This window comes from Notoacmeibacter ruber (assembly GCF_003668555.1).
Classification (GTDB): domain Bacteria; phylum Pseudomonadota; class Alphaproteobacteria; order Rhizobiales; family Rhizobiaceae; genus Notoacmeibacter; species Notoacmeibacter ruber.
Genome location: NZ_RCWN01000001.1, coordinates 2,728,168 through 2,746,338, shown reverse-complemented (window position 1 = coordinate 2,746,338; position 18,171 = coordinate 2,728,168). Strand labels below are relative to the sequence as shown.

Annotated in this window: 15 protein-coding genes; 9 read left to right on the top strand and 6 right to left on the bottom strand. The window is 59.7% G+C overall.

Annotated elements, in window-relative coordinates; translation table 11 throughout:
• Window positions 1-216: 216 nt before the first annotated feature.
• From urtA to D8780_RS13150, 7 genes are all read left to right on the top strand, one after another.
• Window positions 217-1,485: an urea ABC transporter substrate-binding protein gene (gene urtA, locus D8780_RS13180; RefSeq protein WP_121646016.1), complete on the top strand. Its 1,269-nt coding sequence runs from the start codon at window positions 217-219 to the stop codon at window positions 1,483-1,485.
• A 98-nt stretch (window positions 1,486-1,583) separates the two neighbouring features.
• A complete protein-coding gene (urtB, locus tag D8780_RS13175; protein ID WP_121646015.1) occupies window positions 1,584-2,510 on the top strand; it encodes an urea ABC transporter permease subunit UrtB in 927 nt (308 codons plus the stop codon).
• 10 nt (window positions 2,511-2,520) lie between these two features.
• Window positions 2,521-3,657 carry an urea ABC transporter permease subunit UrtC gene (gene urtC, locus D8780_RS13170; protein WP_121646014.1) on the top strand — a complete coding sequence of 379 codons (1,137 nt, stop codon included), beginning with the start codon at window positions 2,521-2,523 and terminating at the stop codon, window positions 3,655-3,657.
• Between the two features lie 12 nt (window positions 3,658-3,669).
• The gene (gene urtD, locus D8780_RS13165; protein ID WP_121646013.1) at window positions 3,670-4,425 is read left to right on the top strand and encodes an urea ABC transporter ATP-binding protein UrtD; all 756 of its coding nucleotides are present in this window, start codon (window positions 3,670-3,672) and stop codon (window positions 4,423-4,425) included.
• An 11-nt stretch (window positions 4,426-4,436) separates the two neighbouring features.
• Window positions 4,437-5,126: an urea ABC transporter ATP-binding subunit UrtE gene (urtE, locus tag D8780_RS13160; protein WP_121646012.1), complete on the top strand. Its 690-nt coding sequence runs from the start codon at window positions 4,437-4,439 to the stop codon at window positions 5,124-5,126.
• A 61-nt stretch (window positions 5,127-5,187) separates the two neighbouring features.
• Window positions 5,188-6,417: a formamidase gene (gene fmdA, locus D8780_RS13155; protein WP_121646011.1), complete on the top strand. Its 1,230-nt coding sequence runs from the start codon at window positions 5,188-5,190 to the stop codon at window positions 6,415-6,417.
• Window positions 6,380-6,763, top strand: a complete 384-nt coding sequence (locus D8780_RS13150; protein WP_425373634.1) for a zinc ribbon domain-containing protein — start codon at window positions 6,380-6,382, stop codon at window positions 6,761-6,763. Before fmdA ends, D8780_RS13150 begins: the two co-directional genes overlap by 38 nt.
• 131 nt (window positions 6,764-6,894) lie before the next feature.
• Here D8780_RS13150 and D8780_RS13145 read toward each other — a convergent pair whose 3' ends face one another.
• From D8780_RS13145 to D8780_RS13125, 5 genes are all read right to left on the bottom strand, one after another.
• Window positions 6,895-8,013, bottom strand: a complete 1,119-nt coding sequence (locus D8780_RS13145) for an ABC transporter ATP-binding protein (RefSeq protein WP_121646010.1) — start codon at window positions 8,011-8,013, stop codon at window positions 6,895-6,897.
• Between the two features lie 28 nt (window positions 8,014-8,041).
• Window positions 8,042-9,703 carry an alpha-glucosidase family protein gene (locus D8780_RS13140; protein WP_121646009.1) on the bottom strand — a complete coding sequence of 554 codons (1,662 nt, stop codon included), beginning with the start codon at window positions 9,701-9,703 and terminating at the stop codon, window positions 8,042-8,044.
• Window positions 9,700-10,851: a carbohydrate ABC transporter permease gene (locus tag D8780_RS13135; protein ID WP_121646008.1), complete on the bottom strand. Its 1,152-nt coding sequence runs from the start codon at window positions 10,849-10,851 to the stop codon at window positions 9,700-9,702. Before D8780_RS13135 ends, D8780_RS13140 begins: the two co-directional genes overlap by 4 nt.
• Window positions 10,852-10,870: 19 nt before the next feature.
• Complete coding sequence (locus D8780_RS13130) at window positions 10,871-11,866, bottom strand: carbohydrate ABC transporter permease (protein ID WP_121646007.1); 996 nt, start codon at window positions 11,864-11,866, stop codon at window positions 10,871-10,873.
• An 88-nt stretch (window positions 11,867-11,954) separates the two neighbouring features.
• Window positions 11,955-13,313: an ABC transporter substrate-binding protein gene (locus D8780_RS13125; RefSeq protein WP_121646006.1), complete on the bottom strand. Its 1,359-nt coding sequence runs from the start codon at window positions 13,311-13,313 to the stop codon at window positions 11,955-11,957.
• Window positions 13,314-13,692: 379 nt separating this feature from the next.
• On the opposite strand from D8780_RS13125, the gene D8780_RS13120 reads away from it, so the two are divergent.
• Window positions 13,693-15,015 carry a GH1 family beta-glucosidase gene (locus D8780_RS13120; RefSeq protein ID WP_121646005.1) on the top strand — a complete coding sequence of 441 codons (1,323 nt, stop codon included), beginning with the start codon at window positions 13,693-13,695 and terminating at the stop codon, window positions 15,013-15,015.
• Window positions 15,016-15,063: 48 nt separating this feature from the next.
• On the opposite strand, the gene D8780_RS13115 is transcribed toward D8780_RS13120, so the two are convergent.
• Window positions 15,064-15,786 (bottom strand): response regulator, encoded by a 723-nt coding sequence (locus tag D8780_RS13115; RefSeq protein WP_199699609.1) that lies wholly within the window; start codon window positions 15,784-15,786, stop codon window positions 15,064-15,066.
• An 82-nt stretch (window positions 15,787-15,868) separates the two neighbouring features.
• Between D8780_RS13115 and D8780_RS13110 the strand changes: the two genes are divergently transcribed.
• Window positions 15,869-18,079: a hybrid sensor histidine kinase/response regulator gene (locus D8780_RS13110; protein ID WP_121646003.1), complete on the top strand. Its 2,211-nt coding sequence runs from the start codon at window positions 15,869-15,871 to the stop codon at window positions 18,077-18,079.
• Window positions 18,080-18,171 lie beyond the last annotated feature (92 nt).

Below are 18,171 nucleotides of genomic sequence, written 5' to 3'. Positions count from 1 at the left end.
GCAAGAGAGATTGGCCATTGCCGAAGCCTGCTTTGCCAGCGCTTCGGCGATGCCCACCCGCCAATGACTGCTGTTACGCTATGGGGCATTTGACGCATCTGCCATACGTCAAATGCCCCATTGTTGCGTCGCAAAAAGCGTGGCCCGATACCCCTCGACCGGCGGGTTCCGTCGGTTCTGAACCTTAAAAGACCTTCAGAAACCGAGGGGTTTCCCATGACGCATCCGCGCTTTCGTGGTGCAGGCTTTCGTACGAGCCGCCGCCAGCTTATGGCGGGCATCGCTTCCATCTCCATCCTCGCAGCGACGGGCGTTCCCGCCCTTGCGCAAGACAAGCCGGCAACAGCCGATGTGAACACGACGAATCTGGCCGTTACCGATGATACGGTTACGGTTGGCATCCTTCATTCCATCACCGGTACGATGGCCATCTCCGAAACTGGTTCGGTGCAGGCCGAGAAACTGGCCATCGACCAGATCAATGCCGAGGGCGGTGTTCTGGGTCGCAAGATCGAGTACATTCAGGAAGACGGCGCTTCCGATTGGCCGACCTTCGCTGAAAAGGCCAAGAAACTGCTGGTGCAGGATAAAGTCGCCGCCGTCTTCGGCTGCTGGACGTCGGCCTCCCGCAAGGCCGTGCTGCCGGTCTTCGAACAGTATAATGGCATGCTCTACTACCCGACCTTCTACGAAGGCCTGGAAGAGAGCCCGAACGTCATCTACACCGGCCAGGAAGCCACGCAGCAGATCATTGCCGGTATCGACTGGGTCGCCAAGGAGAAAGGCGCCAAGACCTTCTACCTTCTCGGCTCCGACTACATCTGGCCGCGCACATCGAACAAGATCGCGCGCAAGCATATCGAGAAGCTCGGTCTCGAGGTCGTCGGCGAAGAATATTATCCGCTCGGTCACACCCAGTTCAACTCGGTCATCAACAAGATCCGTCTCAAGAAGCCCGACGTCATCTATGCGATCGTCGTGGGCGGCTCGAACGTCGCCTTCTACAAGCAGCTCAAGGCGGCTGGTATCGACATGACCAAGGAGAAGCCGCTGCTTCTCACCATCTCGGTGACCGAGGATGAGATCCGGGGCATTGGCGGCGAGAACATCGAAGGCGCCTATGCCACGATGAAGTACTTCCAGAGCCTCGATAACGAAAACAACAAGGATTTCGTGTCGGCGTTCAAGGAGAAGTGGGGCGACGACATGGTCATCGGCGACGTCACCCAGGCCGCCTATCTCGGCCCCTGGCTCTGGAAAGCGGCCGTCGAAAAGGCCGGCAGCTTCGATATCGACAAGGTGAGGGAAGCTTCGCCCGGCATCGAACTGGACACCGCGCCGGAAGGCTATGTCCGCATTCACGAAAACCATCACCTCTGGTCCAAGACCCGCGTCGGCCATGCCAAGCCGGACGGACAGTACGAAGTGGTCTACGAGACCGAAGATCTGATGGAGCCGGATCCGTTCCCGGAAGGCTATCAATAAGCTGAACCGGTTGCACCTCCCCCGCGCCCTGGGCGTGGGGGAGCCCTCCTCCTTTCCTTCTCGAACAGGAAGGCCGGCCCGAGGCTGGCGCGACGGCTATGATTGGCGATTACACCTATAGCGAATTCTTCTCGATCCTCGCGATGCAAGGCTTTGCCGGCCTCATCCTCTTCTCGGTCTTTGTGCTGATGGCGCTCGGCCTTGCCATCATCTTTGGCCAGATGGGCGTGATCAACATGGCGCATGGGGAGTTCATGATTCTGGGTGCCTATGTCACCTATCTGTGTTCGAATTTCGTCTCGAGCTACGCGCCGGCGCTGTTTCCGATCTACTTCTTCGTGGCGATGGTTCTCGCCTTTATGGCCTCATTCGCCCTCGGCCTTCTCGTCGAATGGGCGATGATCCGCCACCTCTACAAAAGGCCGCTCGATACGCTTCTCGCCACCTGGGGTCTGTCGCTGGTCCTGCAGCAGCTTTACCGCTCGGTTTTCGGAGCCCGCGAAGTCGGCGTCACCCTTCCCGACTGGCTGATGGGCTCGGTTGCTCTGACAGACATCGTCGAAGTGCCGATCAACGGCCTCTTCGTGATGGGGCTCACGCTCGCGATCACCGTCGCAGTCTACTTCATCATGTTCCGTTCCGGGTGGGGCAAGCGGGTTCGCGCCGTCATGCAGAACCGCGTCATGGCGGGCGCGGTCGGCATCGACACCCGCAAGGTCGACCGGATGACCTTCGGCCTCGGCTGCGGCATTGCCGGTATCGCCGGCGCGGCCTTCACCATGATCGGCTCGACCGGGCCGACGGCCGGCCAGCTCTATATCGTCGACACCTTCCTTGTGGTCGTCTTCGGCGGTGCGGCAAGCCTTCTCGGCACCATCGCCTCGGCCTTCACCATCTCCCAGGCCCAGTCGACCATGGAGTTCTTCATGAGCGGCTCCATGGCAAAGGTCCTGACCCTGCTCAGCGTCGTCATCATCCTGATGCTGCGTCCGCAGGGCCTGTTCACCCTCAAGATCCGTCAGTGAGGCAACGGCCATGAACGCGCTTTCCAACCCCTTCTTCACCCGGCAGGGCTGGCTTTATCTGGCGATCCTCGCGGTCCTGCTGCTCGTCGTCTTCCCGCTGGCGCTCGATCCCTTCCGGCTCAACCTCGTCGGCAAATATCTGACCTACGCCTTCGTGGCGCTCGGGCTGGTGCTCTGCTGGGGCCATGGCGGCATCCTCAGCCTCGGCCAGGGCGTCTTCTTCGGCCTCGGCGGTTACTGCATGGCGATGTTCCTCAAGCTGGAATCTTCTTCGCCAGAGAATACGGCGATCCAGTCGACGCCGGGCATCCCCGACTTCATGGACTGGAACCAGGTCACCGCCCTGCCGTGGTGGTGGGAGCCGTTCCATTCGCTGCCATTCACGATCGTCGCTGTGATCGCGGTCCCCGCCATCTTCGCCTTCATCATTGGTTTCGCGATGTTCACAAGGCGGGTGGGCGGTGTCTACTTCGCCATCATCACCCAGGCGGTGGCGGCAATCCTGACGATCCTGATCATCGGCCAGCAGGGCTATACGGGCGGCGTCAACGGCATCACCGATCTCAGAACCCTGCTGGGTTGGGACATCCGCACAAACGATGCCAAGACGATCCTCTATTTCGTCTGCGCGGGTCTCCTCATCGCCTGCCTCCTGCTTTCGCAGGCGGTTCATATCTCCAAATTCGGACGGCTCCTCATCGCCATTCGCGACAAGGAAGATCGCGTCCGTTTCTCCGGCTACGACGTGGCGGCGTTCAAGATCTTCGTCTTCTGCTTCGCGGCGGCCCTGGCGGCGATCGGCGGGGCAATGTTCACGCTTCAGGTCGGTTTCATGAGCCCATCCTTCGTTGGCATCGTGCCGTCGATCGAGATGGTGATCTTCGCCGCGGTCGGCGGGCGCCTCTCCCTGTTTGGGGCGATCTACGGCACGCTGCTCGTCAATTACGCGAAAACCTCGTTCTCGGAGACCTTTCCGGAACTGTGGCTGTTCGCCATGGGCGGCCTCTTCATCGCGGTCGTGATGGCATTCCCCGACGGTATCGCCGGTCTCTACAACCGCTACATCGCGCCCCACGTCGCCCGCCTCCTCGGTTCCATCCGCAAGCGCGATGCCGAGGGCCAATCCCTCGCTCACCCGGCTGAATGACAGGAGGCCATCATGAACGCCATTCCTTCCCAAAAAGACTTCCTGCTGTCGGTCGAGGGCCTGACCGTCTCGTTCGATGGCTTCAAGGCGGTCAACGATCTGTCCTTCTACATCGACGAAAACGAGATTCGTGTGATCATCGGCCCGAACGGAGCCGGCAAGACCACCGTGCTCGACCTGATCTGCGGCCGTACCAAGGCAACGTCCGGTTCGATCAAGTTTCGCGATAGCGAACTGACCGATCTGAAAGAACATCAGATCGTCCATAAGGGCGTTGGCCGGAAGTTTCAGAACCCGTCAATCTACGAAGAACTGACGGTTTTCGAGAATCTGGAACTGTCTTTTCCGCGGGGCCGCAATGTCTTCGGGGCCCTCGCGTTCCGCCGCGATGCAGAGGTCCGCGACCGGGTCGACGAGATCGCTTCGCTGGTGTTCCTTCAGAACCAGTTGCACACGCCGGCGGCGATTCTCAGCCATGGGCAGAAGCAGTGGCTCGAGATCGGCATGCTGCTGATCCAGGATCCGACACTTCTGATGCTCGATGAGCCGGTCGCCGGCATGAGCGTCGGCGAGCGGCTGAAAACCGCCGAGCTCCTCAACACCATCATCAAGGACCGCTCCGTGATTGTCATCGAGCACGACATGAAGTTCGTCGAGGACATCGCCCACCGCGTGACCGTGATGCACCAGGGCAAGGTGCTGTCGGAAGGCAGCATGGCCCATGTCCAGAACGATCCGAAAGTCGTCGAAGTCTATCTCGGGCACTGAGGGGAACGATCATGCTTACAGTCGACAATCTCCATGTTGCCTATGGCGAAAGCGAAGTGATCCACGGCATGAATTTCGATGTCGCGCCGGGCGAAATCGTCGCCATCATGGGCCGCAACGGCATGGGCAAGACAACGCTGATGAAATCGCTGATGGGTGTCGTCCCGTCGTCGAAAGGCGAGATCATCGTCGATGGCGCCCATGTTGAGGGCGAGGAAAGTTTCAGGCGCGTCGCCAACGGCCTGGCCTATGTGCCGCAGGGCCGGATGATTTTCTCCACCATGACGGTGAAGGAGAATATCGAGACGGGTCTCACCGTCACGGGCGAGCGCAAGGTGCCCGGCGATATCTACGAACTCTTCCCCGTGCTTCTCGAAATGAAGGACAGGCGCGGCGGTAACCTCTCGGGCGGTCAGCAGCAACAGCTAGCCATTGCCCGGGCACTCGCCAGCAGACCGAAGGTTCTGTTGCTCGACGAGCCGACGGAGGGGATCCAGCCCTCCATCATCAAGGACATGGCCAAGACGCTCCGCCAGATCCGCGACGAGCGGGGGCTCTCGATTGTCGTCTCCGAACAGGTGCTGAGCTTCGCGCTCGATATCGCCGACCGGGTGCTGGTGCTGGAAAAGGGCGACATTGTCCAGGAAAGCCCCCGCGAGGGCATCGATGAAAAGAAGGTGGCCGGGTTCCTCTCGGTCTGACCCGCCGCCTGCCGATATTTCTTACCCGGAATTTCCAAGCCTGCCGAAAGGAACCACTACCATGGCTGACACGCTCATTTCCGTCGACCTCAGCGAGAGCCCCCATACCAACGAGAACATCCATAATCGCTGGCATCCGGATATTCCGATTGCCGTCTGGGTCGAGCCGGGGGACGATTTCAAGATCGAAACCTACGACTGGACCGGCGGGCAGATCAAAAACAACGATGATGCCGCCGATGTACGCGATGTGGAGTTGCAGCAGGTCCACTATCTGTCAGGTCCGATCGGGGTCAAAGGCGCCGAGCCGGGCGATCTCCTCAAGGTCCACATTCTCGATATCGGCGCGAAGGACGAGATGCTTTGGGGCTTCAACGGCTTCTTCTCCAAGCAGAATGGCGGCGGATTCCTGACCGAGCATTTCCCGGAGGCGCAGAAGTCCATCTGGGACTTCCATGGCATGTTCACTTCGTCCCGCCACGTGCCGGGCGTGAAATATGCGGGTCTCATCCACCCGGGACTGATCGGCTGCCTGCCCGACCGCGCCATGCTCGACACATGGAACGAGCGTGAGAAAAAGCTGGTCGATACCGATCCGAACCGCGTTCCGGCTCTGGCGGAGTTGCCGAATACGCAGTCGGCCCATATGGGCAAAATGAAGGGTGAGGAGCGAGACAAAGCTGCTGCCGAAGGCGCACGCACCGTGCCGCCGCGCGAACATGGCGGCAATTGCGATATCAAGGATCTCAGCCGCGGTTCGACCTGCTACTTCCCGGTCTATGTTGATGGCGGCGGTCTTTCCATGGGCGACCTTCACTTCAGCCAGGGAGACGGTGAGATCACCTTCTGTGGCGCGATCGAGATGGCAGGCTGGCTTCACATCCAGGTCGAACTCATCAAGGGCGGCATGGAGAAATACGGGATCAAGAATCCGATCTTCAAGCCGTCGCCGATCGTTCCGAAATATGACGATTATCTCATCTTCGAAGGTATCTCGGTCGATGAGGCCGGCGAGCAGCATTATCTCGACGTTCACATCGCCTATCGCCAGGCCTGCCTCAATGCGATCGAATATCTGAAGAAGTTCGGCTATTCGGGCGCTCAGGCCTATGCGATCCTCGGCACGGCGCCGGTTCAGGGCCACATTTCCGGGGTCGTCGACATACCGAATGCCTGCGCGACCCTGTGGCTGCCAACCGATATCTTCGAATTCGACCTGATGCCGAACGCAGACGGGCCGAAAACGTATCTCGATGGTTCGGTCGACGTGCCGCTGGCCCCCGATCTCTGAGGCGAACGAGATGCCATTCTACGATTACAATTGCGACGCGTGCGGGCCGTTTACCTCGGTCCGCACCATGGAGAAATCCGCAGAACCCTGCTCCTGCCCCGATTGTGGGCGGGATGCACCCCGAGCCTTCCTGACCATGCCGTTCGTGGCGGGAATGGATTCGGCGCGCCGCAATGCGTTCGCGACCAATGAGCGGGCCGCGAACGATCCGAAAAGGAGCAGTCTGACGGGGCACGGGGCCGGCTGCTCATGCTGTTCATCTGGAAAGCAGAGTCGCAAGACGCTGACGAGGCCCGATGGCTCCAAGAGCTTTCCGACCGCACGACCCTGGCAAATCAGTCACTGAAGTGCGCCGGACCATGACCTTCTGCGCGAGTGAATGGGCGGAAGCTCTGTCTTTCGCCCATTCCCTTCAGAGCGCGGGTGCCCCTGATCTCGTGGCAGGGTAGGGGCCGTCATCCCGCGTGCGGTTGAGACCTAATGGGGTTTCACCGTCACGCTCTTGCCGTTCGGGTAGAGAAGAGACACCCCGTCCTTGAAGATATGCATCTTTTCGGGATCGGCTGTCAGCGTCACGGTTTTGTGCTTCATGTCCGGGTGAACGCCGGGCAATTTGGCGATGACGGGCTCTTCTGCATCGGTGTGCTTGTAATAGAGCAGCGTAATTTCGCCGAGCGCTTCGGTAATATCCACGTCGCCCTTATAGATATAGTCGTCTTCGGCGGCCGTTCGGAAATCCTCCGGCCGAATGCCGACATTGACCTTTGCGCCCATAAGATCGTCGCCCGATGGATAAAGGGAGGTTGCGCTGCCCCCGCCATCGAGTTTGACGGTCGTCCGCTCACCCGTCGCGACGATCTCGCCGGGAAGAAGGTTCATCTTCGGCGAGCCAATAAACTGTGCGACGAACTCATTTTCAGGCTTTTCATAGAGCGTCAGCGGAGCGCCGACCTGGGCGATCCCACCGCCGGCAAGCACGACGATGCGGCTCGCGAGCGTCATCGCCTCGACCTGATCGTGGGTGACATAGATCATCGTGGAATCAGGCATCTGTTCCTTGAGCTGGGCGATCTGGATACGTGTGGCCACACGCAGCGCCGCATCGAGGTTCGAGAGGGGTTCGTCGAACAGATAGACTTTCGGATCGCGGACGATGGACCGGCCGATCGCAACACGCTGGCGCTGTCCGCCGGAAAGCGCCTTCGGCAGCCGTTCCAGCAAGCCCGTCAATTGCAGCTTTTCAGCCGCGTCCCGGACGGCGCGATCGATTTCCTCCTTCGATTTCTTCGCCAGCTTCAGTGCAAAGGCCATATTGTCGTAGACGGTCATGTGCGGGTAGAGCGCGTAGGACTGGAAGACCATCGCGATCCCCCGCTCGGAGGGCGGGATGTCGTTTACCACGACATCGTCGATCTCTAGCGTACCGCTTGTAATCCTCTCCAGCCCGGCAACCATTCGCAGAAGCGTCGACTTTCCGCAGCCGGACGGCCCGACGAAAACGACCAGCTCGCCCTGATCGATCTCCAGATCGATATTTTTCAGCACTTCGACGGGGCCGTAACTCTTTCCGACATTTGTGAGCTTCAGACTGGCCATAAATCCTCCACACCGACGCGTTGCGCCATCATAGTCCGTTCTCCACCGCGAACACCGCTTCCCATGGCGGCAGCCTATCCGGCAGGTCATCACCGTCCGATCCGAAAGGCGACCGGCAATCGGCATTCCATGTGCCGGCCGGCTTCTCGAAGTTCATCCCGGTATCGGAGATGTTGAACGCGCAAAACATCCGCTCGCCTTCATGGGCCCGCACGAAGGAAAGCACATTGTTCCGAGCCTCGACGATCTCCAGCGTGCCTTTCGCAAGGATAGGATGCGCCTTTCGGAAGGCGATCATTCGTTTGTAGAAGTCGAGCACCGTGTCGTCACCGGACGATTGTAGATCGACGGCGCGCTGCAACTGCTCCATGGCGACGGGCAGCCACGGCTTCCCATCCGTGAATCCGCCATGCTGGCTGTCATGCGCCCATGGTATCGGCGTCCTGCAACCATCCCTGCCTTTATATTTGGGCCAGAACCGTTTTCCATAAGGGTCCTGCAGCTCGTCGAAGGCGACATAGGCTTCGTCGAGGCCCAGCTCTTCGCCCTGATAGAGGCAAACCGAACCCCGCACCGACAGCAGGATCGCTGTCAGAATTCTCGACGCGGGTTCGGTCAAATTCCATCGTGTCGGATGACGCACGACGTCGTGGTTGGAGTAGGCCCAGCAGGCCCAGCCATCGATCAGCGCTTCATTGGCCTTTTCCAGAACCCTTGCGAAAAAAGTGCCCGTCGGTTCCTGTCCGGACAGGAAGTCGAAGTCGTAACACATATGCAGCTTGTCGCCGCCCGATGTGTATTCGGCTTGAACCGCAGAGCCCCGCTGGCTCTCGCCGACCTCTCCTACGCAGGCTCTGTCGGGGTAGCTGTCGACAAGAGCCCGAAGCCTCTCGAGAAACTGAAGGTTCTCCGGCTGGGTCTTGTCGTAGAGATGGTCCTGGAAATTATAGGGATTAACGGCCGGCGCGGTGTTGTCGTTCTGCAGTGATGGATCCAGCGGCGGATTGTCGCGCAGTTTCTTATCGTGAAAATAGAAGTTCACAGTGTCGAGGCGAAAACCATCCACGCCCCGCTCGAGCCAGAAGCTGGCAATATCCAGCAGCTCTTCCTGCACCTCGGGGCAATGGAAATTGAGGTCCGGCTGGTCGGCGAGGAAATTGTGCAGATAATACTGCATCCTCTCGCTGTCCCATTCCCAGGCGGAACCGCCGAAGATCGAGAGCCAGTTGTTGGGTGGCGACCCTTCCGGTTTGGAATCCGCCCAGACATACCAGTCGGCCTTGGGATTGTCGCGTGATGAGCGGCTTTGTGCGAACCAGGGATGCTGCGACGAGGTGTGGGACAGAACGAGGTCGATCAGAACCCGCAGTCCGAGTTCGTGGGCGCGATTGATAAGCGCATCGAAATCACCCAGCGTACCGAACATCGGATCGACATCGCGATAGTCGGAGACGTCATAGCCGAAGTCGAGCATCGGCGAGCGGAAGAAGGGCGAAATCCAGATGGCGTCGACGCCCAGCTCCGCGACATGGGGCAGGCGATGGATGATTCCGGCCAGATCGCCGATGCCATCTCCATTGCTGTCCTGAAACGAGCGCGGATAGATCTGGTAGATCACCGCGCCGCGCCACCAGTCCGGGTCGGTGGCGAGGGTCGGCAGTCTGCTCGAATGCGGATCAACAAAGCTCATTTTACGGATCCTGCGAGAAGGCCACGCACCAGATAGCGCTGCATGGCGAAAAACACGATCAGCGGCACGGCAATCGATACGAATGCCGCTGTTGCCAGAATTTCCCAATTGCCGCCTCGTGTTCCGAGCAGCTCAACGATCTGACGTGTCATGACCGTGGTTTCGCCGGTGGCATCGATGAGGAAGACCAGCGCGACGAGAAGATCGTTCCACGTCCAGAGGAACTGGAAGATCGCAAAGGAAGCGAGCGCGGGAAAGGAGAGCGGCAGGACGATCTTCATGAAAATCTGAAAATCGGTCGCCCCATCCACCTTGGCGTTTTCGATGATCTCGCGCGGCAGGCCCACCATATAATTCCGCAACAGGTAGATCGCGAGTGGCATCCCGAAGCCGGTATGCGCCAGCCAGGTGCCGATATAGCCCTTGCCGATTCCGATCTCGTTATGCAGGCGCAGAAGCGGGATCAGAGCCAGTTGCAGGGGCACGACAAGGAGCCCGACAATGGCGGCGATCAAGAGCGCACGGCCTGGAAAATCCATCCAAGCGAGGGCGTAGGCTGCAAAGGCGGCCACCAGAATGGGGATAATGGTCGCGGGGATCGTCACCGTCAGCGTGTTGAAGAACGCCTTGGCCATGCCTTCGCGATTGTTCGGGCCGAGAACCTGATAATAATTGTCGAGCGTGAATTCCGGGAGGATGGCGACGGTGACAAACACGCGCTCACCGCGCCGCCCGGCGAATTCCTCGTCATTCTCCAACCGGTAGGTGCCGTCCGCTTCCAGAGTGAGGCGACCGTCATCACCCATATCGACCGTGTCGCCGGGAGCGTGCGCCGAAACATCGCGGGCGCTCGTGCCCCAGGCCGAGATGCGGCCGGACGGCATGCTGCCGACTTCGAACAGATTGCCCTCGATTATGTAGAGACCCTCTGCCCGGGTTTGATTGTCGGGAGATGCGGTCCGCAATTGGATGGTCTGCTCGGTTGGGAACAGCGCAGCCCACCAGCCTGAGGACGAAATCTGATCGGCTGTCCGGAATGAGGAGACGAAAAGGCCAAGAGTCGGCACGATCCAGGCGATCACGAGCAGCGCCACGGAAATGTGGAGGGCCCAGGTGAGCGACGATTTGGTTCCGGCGATGCTGTCCATACGGTCGGCTCCTCACGCCCTAGCGCATTTCCTTGCGCGCGTTGTAGACATTCCAGACCAGAATGGGCGTGACGAGCAGCATGATGACCATCGCAGCCGCCGAGCCGACGCCCCAATCATTGGCCCGAAACAGCTTGTCATACATGTAGTTGGCCAGCACCTGGGTCTCCCACTGGCCGTTCGTCATGGCATAGACGATATCGAAGATTTTCAGCACGACGATCGTGATCGTTGTCCAGACAACGACGATGGTGCCCATGATCTGCGGGACCTTGATCTTGAAAAAGATCTGAAACGGATTGGCGCCGTCGACGATCGCCGCCTCCACCGTCTCTTCCGGGATGCCGCGTAGCGCCGCCGACAGGATCACCATGGCAAACCCCGTCTGAATCCAGATCAGCACGATCATCAGAAAGAAATTGTTCCAGAATGGCAGGGTGAGAAAGGTGACGGGCTCGTCCTTGCCGAGCGCGAGCAATATGGCGTTGAGAATGCCGATCTGTTCCTGGCCCAACGGCCGAACGTCATAAACAAGCTTCCAGATAACCGCAGCGCCGACAAACGAAATCGCCATCGGCATGAAGATCAGTGATTTGGCGATATTGCCCCATGGGATCCGATCGGTGAGCTGGGCCGCCAATAATCCGAATGCGGTGGAGGCGGCGGGCACGATGAGCAGCCAGAGGAAGTTGTTTCGCAGCGCTTCCCAGAATTTCGGCTCGTCGAGCATCTGCTGATAGTTTTGCAGACCGACAAACTCTCCTCCGCGCTCGGTGAGCGAAAGGCGCAGTGTCTCGACGACCGGATAAGCAAGGTAGAGGCCGAGAACGAAAAGAGCGGGGAACAGAAACAGCCAGGGCCGTATCATGTTTGCACGGTTGATATTGCGCCCCGCATTGGGGCCTTTTGCCGGAAAAAGCACCCGGTCGAGGAACTGGTTGGAAAGGTAGAAATAGGCGAGGCACCCACCCACACCCAGCAGGATCGTGACAATCCCCTGTAAAGCCTGGTGCATGAGACGCTCCCCCAAAATGACGCGGTGTTCAGGCGTCAGCCCCCGGCCAGCCGGCCGGAGCGCTGTTCTTTGTGGCTTTCGATGCGGCTTACTTCAGCCTGTCCCAGCTATTTTGGATTTCCGACGCCACGGTCGCGGCATCCTTGTTGCCGGACGAGTAGTCGACCATGCCGGTCCAGAACGTGCCCGCGCCGACGCCGCCCGGCATGAGATCGGAGCCGTCGAAGCGGAAGGTCGTGGCACTTGTGAGAATTTCACCCTGGCCGCGCTGGGTATCGTTGGCGTAGTTGGCCGTGTCCGCGCCCTTGAACGGGGTCAGAAAGCCATCCTGCGCCATCATGATCTCATGAGCGAAAGGCGTTTTGAGAAATTCGATGAATCCTTCGGTCGCCTCGCTGTCTTTGGTGATCGCGAAAAGGGTGCCCGCTCCGAGAACCGGCGTGCCGAGATCCTTCTCGGAATAGGCGGGAAAGTAGAAGAAATCGGCATCTTCGCCCAGCACGGTCCCTTCCGGGAAATAAGCGGGAATGAAAGAGGCCTGACGATGCATCATGCATTGCGGCGGGCTGTCGAACAGTCCCTTCGGGCTGTCTCGGAAATCGATTGCCGCCGTATCGTTGGCATTGCCGGCGACATAGTCGTCATTGCGTGTGAAACTGCCATATTCTTCGATGACTTCGATCACCTTCGGATCGTCGAAGGGCATCTCGTTGGTGACCCAGGCATCGTAGACTTCCGGCGGATGATTTCGCAGCATCAGGTCTTCGACCCAATCCGTGGCTGGCCAACCGGTGGCGCCGCCCGAGCCGAGCCCGACGCATAGCGGCGTCTCTCCATCGGCCACCATCTGGTCCATGAGCGCCTTGAAATCTTCCATGGTTTCCGGCACCTCATAGCCGAAATCCTCAAAGTTTTCCGGAACATACCAGACCAGCGACTTGACGTTAGCGTTGAAGATGAATCCGTAGAATTCATCCTCCCCCTCGGCATTGGCATATGTGCCGAGATCGACCCAGGACTGGCCGGCGGCAAAGTTCTCCTTGACCCAGTCCGCCGTGCCGTCCGGGAGCGGTGTCAGAAAGCCACGCGAGGCCATATTGGCGGCAAGGCCTGGCTGAGGGAAGACGGTGATGTTCGGCGCAGAGCCGGCCTCCGCATCGATCAGGATTTGCTGTTCGAGGGCATCGGACCCGGTGTAGATCGCGTTGGCGCCGGTCGCCTCGTTGAAATATTCGACGAGGTTGGAAAAGGCGTCGGCTTCGCCGGCGAGCCATGGACCGAAAATCGTAACCTGCTCCCCCGAATAATCATGATCGGAGGCAAATGTCTCGTAGCTTTCCCAGTCGAACTTCCCCTCGCCGGGCGCCACCATCAGATGGTTGTCGGCATGCGCGATGCCAGCGTTGAGAAGAAGAAGGGCTGCACCGTTCAGCAGCATACGGTTCATAGTATTCCTCCCATTATTTATTGGCTCAGCGGCAGCCTGCGTCAGCTATCCGAAGAACTTCCGGGCGCCCTCCTCCTCGAAGGCGCCTTTTGTCGGAAAAGGTCGCTTAATGGGCGGGGTCTGTCAAACGACTTTAGGAGTCTCTGCCTAACTGAAGGGTGAGAAGAAGCGCGCGTTTTGGACCGCACCGGTGCTTTGACAGGGCGATTGGACCGAACCTACCATGCGGCGCGAGGCCGGGATGCCTAAAGATCAATGTCCGGAATCCAGCGATCCGGCGGAAAGTCCGCGGCGGAAGGCTGACGTCCAAAACTCTGGACGGCCGACCGGCGCATTGTAGATCACTTCAAAACCATCAGAGTGAGGACGGGCCGTTCCGATGAAGCACAGCCGCAGCGATTTTCCCCGCGAGTTCTTGTTCGGTGTTGCGACCTCCAGCTACCAGATCGAAGGGCACCGATATGGTGGCGCTGGCCCGACGCACTGGGACAGCTTCGCCGCAACGCCAGGCAATGTCGTCAGGGCCGAAAACGGCGACATCGCCTGCGATCATTATCACCACTGGTCGGACGATCTCGATCTCGTCGCCGATGCCGGCCTCAACCTCTATCGTTTTTCGACAAGCTGGGCGCGTGTTCTGCCGGAGGGGCGTGGCGCCCCCAATCCCGACGGGCTCGATTTTTATGATCGCCTGGTCGATGGAATGCTCGAACGTGGCATCAAGCCCGCCGCAACGCTTTATCATTGGGAGTTGCCCCAGCCGCTCGCCGACAAGGGCGGCTGGCGTAATGGCGACATTCCCAAATGGTTTGGCGAATTTACCGATGTGATCATGCGCCGGATCGGAGATCGCGTCTGGTCGGCGGCGCCCATCAACGAACCATGGTGCGTAAGCTGGATCTCGCACTTTCAGGGCGTGCACGCTCCGGGTCTGCGCGACATTCGCGCAACGGCGCGGGCGATGCACCATGTCCTCGTTGCCCATGGCACCGCCATCCAGGCCATGCGGGCGCTCGGCATGAGCAATCTCGGCGGGGTGTTCAATTTCGAATATGCCGAGCCGTCCGATGAAAGCGACGCGGCCAAGAAGGCCGCCCGTCGCTATGATGCGTGCTATAATCGCTTCTTTTTGTCGGGGGTCTTCCATCGATGCTATCCGGACGAAGCGCTGCAAGGGCTCGAGCCGCATCTGCCGGATGGCTGGCAGGAGGATTTCGACGTTATTGCACAGCCGCTCGACTGGTGCGGCCTCAATTATTACACCCGTAAGATCATCTCGCCCGAGGCCGGTCCCTGGCCATCATGGAGGGAGGTTGACGGCCCGCTGCCGAAAACGGCCATGGGTTGGGAGATTTATCCGGAAGGGCTGGAGTTCTTCCTGCGTCGAACACATGAGGAATACACCAAGGGTCTGCCGCTTCATGTCACGGAAAACGGCATGGCGGCGCCCGATCCGATCGAAGCCGGCGCCATCGAAGACGCCGAGCGGATTGCCTTTCTCGATGCGCATCTGACCAGCGTTCGGAAGGCAATCGCGGCGGGCGTCCCGGTGGAGGCGTATTTCGTCTGGTCGCTGCTCGACAATTACGAATGGGCGCTCGGCTATGCCAAGCGCTTCGGTCTCGTCCATGTCGACTTTCACAGTTTGCAGCGGACGCCCAAGGCCTCTTATCGGGCCCTGACCGAGGCCCTGGCGCGCTGAACCTTCCACGCATGCCTGCAGGCGAAGGTTCGGTCAGGTATTGTCGCCTCAGGTCGCTCTCACTTCGGCGGCAAGGATGTAGCCGGTGCCGTGAACGGTGCGAATAAGGGCCGGCGAGGCGTCGCTGTGGTGCTTCAACTTACGCCGAAGGCGCGCAATATGCGCATCGATTGCCCTGTCGGTGACGCTGGCTGTCTTGCCGTACAAGGTGTCGAGGATACGCGAACGGGAGAGCACCTCGCCTGCATTCTCGGCCAGCGCGCGCAGCAGTGTGAACTCGGCTCCCGTCAGTTCGATGGCTTCGTCGTCCTGGTCGCGCCTGAGTGTCCGTTCGACGAGATCCAGCGTCATGCCGGCGAAATGGATCGAACTGGCGGCTATCGGGACCGGCGTATGCTCTGAAGGTCCGGTGCGGCGAAGAACAGCCTTGATTCGCGCCAGTAGCTCGCGCGGCTCGAACGGTTTCGTCACGTAATCGTCTGCGCCCAATTCCAGGCCGACGATCCGGTCGAAGGTTTCGTCGCGAGCGGTCAGAATGATAATCGGCACATGCGTGCGGCGTTGAATGTCGAGGGTGATTTCGAATCCGTCATTGTCGGGCAGACCTAGATCCAGAACGATCAGGTCGAAGCTGCCATGCTCCAAGAGCGCCCACATCTGCGCTGCAGAGGCGGCCGTCGTCACGCTATAGTCCTGCTTCCCGAGAAAACGCTCCAGAAAGCTGGTCAACTGTCGGTCGTCTTCGACGATCAAAATTCGGTTATGTGTCACAGCCCCCATTCCTTTGTGACCCGACTATCCTGCATAGTCTCCTTGAGCGGAAATTTTACAACTTTGTGATGCATCTGCGTTCATGGATAGCAGCAAACATCTGTCGCGCACATACCGTCTTGGAATTCTGGCGTCGCTTTTTCTGTGCGTGACGCTGGCGCTCGGCGTCTTTCTGGGCAGCGGGACGCGCGCACGCTTCGTCGAAATTGCAGAAAGCTGGTCGAGTTACGCCGAGAACGCCGAGAAGAAGGGCGTCTGGATCAGCGCCTTGCGCGGCCATCTCGGCTATGGCGGCATCATTCACAACTTCAAGAACTACGTTTTGCGTGGCGATGATGCCTACAGGCAAGGCGCCGAGCGGCAGCTTGCGCAGTTCGACCGTGTCATGACCCTTTATCTCGCCGAGGATCTGCCCGTCAGGGAGCGCCAATCACTCGAGACCATTCAAGCGACCATCGCCGAATACCGCGCCATGCTTCCCATCGCCGAAGAGGGCGTTCGCCTTGAAGAGAGCGCCCGGGTCATCGATAGGCAGGTGCGGATCGACGATACGGCGGCCATTGCCGCGCTCGACCGGCTCGAGACCATATGGCGTGATAATCGGCGCCAAAGCACAGGTCGAATCATCAGCGCCGTGGCCGAGGGTGAAGCGCTGGTGAGCCTCGGCTTTTTCGTGCTGTTTTTCTTCGTTCTCGCCGCGCTCGGCCTCGGTTTTTTGCTGCTTCTCCTGCTGCGCGACATGATGGATACGAACAACCGGCTATTGGAGGAATTCAAGGTTCGCCATCGGCTCGAAGTGTCCGAGCAAAGGCTGACAGAGGCCGTGGAGCAAAGCCCGGCGACCATCCTCATTACCGATACGGATGCGAAAATCCTGTATGCCAACCGCCATTTCGAGGAAATTACGGGCTGGGACCGGGCTTCCATCGTGGGGCATACGCCGAAGTTTCTGCAATCGGGCGACGCATCGCGGGAAACCTATGATGAGATCCGCAAGCGCCTTCGCCAGGGCCGGGAATGGCACGGCATTTTTCGCAATCTGCGCAAGGACGGCAGCAGCTACTGGGCTGATACGACGATCCTTCCTCTAATGGGTCAGGATGGCGAGGTCACCAGCTTCCTCTCGATCGCCGAGGACATTACTGAAAAGCGCAAGGCGCGCGAACAGGTTGTCCGCGCCCAGAAGGTCGAAGCGGTCGCCCTTCTTGCTGGCGGAATCGCCCATGATTTCAATAATGTCCTGTCGACGATCGTTGGGTCCGTTCATCTTGCGGCGCTCGATGCCGAACCCGGCAGCGACCTTGCCGGCGAGATTGAGCAGATCGATATCGCCGCCGGACGAGCCCAGGCGCTGGTACGTCAGCTCCTTGCCTTTGCGCGACACGAGCCCGGCAACCCTTCTGCGACCGATCTCTCGTCGATCGTCGATGAAGTGACGCATCTGCTCGAGGCAGCGGTTCCGCCGACCATCACGTTCTCCCTCAAGACGGGTGAACCTCAAATGTGGGTTCTGGCCGACCCGACCCACCTGCATCAGATTTTGATGAATTTGTGTAGCAATGCCGCGGAAGCCTTGGGATCCACCGCCGGTCATATCAGGATCGAGGCGGATTATCTGCAGGAGGAGCCGGCAAATTTGCCGACACGGGAAAGCGGCTGGGTCCGGCTGATGGTGGCCGACAACGGTCCCGGAATGACGTTCGAGACCCAGCAGCGTCTGTTCGATGCCTTCTACACCACCAAGCCCCTCGGCAAGGGATCGGGGCTCGGCCTGGCTGTCGTGGAAGGGCTGGTGAAGGATATGGGCGGTTCGATCAGCGTCGACTCCGCGCCTGGTGAAGGCGCCCGTTTCATTCTGATCCTGCCAAGAGCGCGTCCGGGCGCGAGCCGTGCCGCGCCGCAAGAGAGCCCGACACCGCGGGGGACCGAGCGCCTGCTTCTCGTCGATGACGATACCGAATTCGCCGCGACGTTCCGGCGGTATCTGACACGGCTCGGCTATCAGGTCGAAGCCTTTACCGCCCCGTTGGTGGCGCTGGAGCGCCTGCGTGCCGAGCCGAGCCGGCCGAACCTCGTCATCTGCGATATCATCATGCCGGAAATGGACGGCGAAGCCTTTGCCCGTCACGTGCGCCAGCTTCGGCCTGACTGTCCGATCATCTTCTGCACGGGATTCAATCCCGGAACTGCATCCTTTGCCGAACCGCCGATGGCCATGATCGATAAACCCGTCGATCCACCGCAGTTGGCACGCCGGATTCGGGAAATGCTGGACATGACAAGCGCGGGCTGAGAGCCGTCACATCTCGTCGCAATTTTTATCGTTTCGTCACTCTAGCCGAAACAACTGGATTGATTTCAAGGCCTAGGCTCTCCCCGACTGAA

Bases quoted from the DNA above. Each gene is read 5' to 3' on its own strand.
- urtA (WP_121646016.1), top strand. From the start codon at position 217: ATGACGCATCCGCGCTTTCGTGGTGCAGGCTTTCGTACGAGCCGCCGC.
- urtB (WP_121646015.1), top strand. From the start codon at position 1,584: ATGATTGGCGATTACACCTATAGCGAATTCTTCTCGATCCTCGCGATG.
- urtC (WP_121646014.1), top strand. From the start codon at position 2,521: ATGAACGCGCTTTCCAACCCCTTCTTCACCCGGCAGGGCTGGCTTTAT.
- urtD (WP_121646013.1), top strand. From the start codon at position 3,670: ATGAACGCCATTCCTTCCCAAAAAGACTTCCTGCTGTCGGTCGAGGGC.
- urtE (WP_121646012.1), top strand. From the start codon at position 4,437: ATGCTTACAGTCGACAATCTCCATGTTGCCTATGGCGAAAGCGAAGTG.
- fmdA (WP_121646011.1), top strand. From the start codon at position 5,188: ATGGCTGACACGCTCATTTCCGTCGACCTCAGCGAGAGCCCCCATACC.
- D8780_RS13150 (WP_425373634.1), top strand. From the start codon at position 6,380: ATGGTTCGGTCGACGTGCCGCTGGCCCCCGATCTCTGAGGCGAACGAG.
- D8780_RS13145 (WP_121646010.1), bottom strand. From the start codon at position 8,013: ATGGCCAGTCTGAAGCTCACAAATGTCGGAAAGAGTTACGGCCCCGTC.
- D8780_RS13140 (WP_121646009.1), bottom strand. From the start codon at position 9,703: ATGAGCTTTGTTGATCCGCATTCGAGCAGACTGCCGACCCTCGCCACC.
- D8780_RS13135 (WP_121646008.1), bottom strand. From the start codon at position 10,851: ATGGACAGCATCGCCGGAACCAAATCGTCGCTCACCTGGGCCCTCCAC.
- D8780_RS13130 (WP_121646007.1), bottom strand. From the start codon at position 11,866: ATGCACCAGGCTTTACAGGGGATTGTCACGATCCTGCTGGGTGTGGGT.
- D8780_RS13125 (WP_121646006.1), bottom strand. From the start codon at position 13,313: ATGAACCGTATGCTGCTGAACGGTGCAGCCCTTCTTCTTCTCAACGCT.
- D8780_RS13120 (WP_121646005.1), top strand. From the start codon at position 13,693: ATGAAGCACAGCCGCAGCGATTTTCCCCGCGAGTTCTTGTTCGGTGTT.
- D8780_RS13110 (WP_121646003.1), top strand. From the start codon at position 15,869: ATGGATAGCAGCAAACATCTGTCGCGCACATACCGTCTTGGAATTCTG.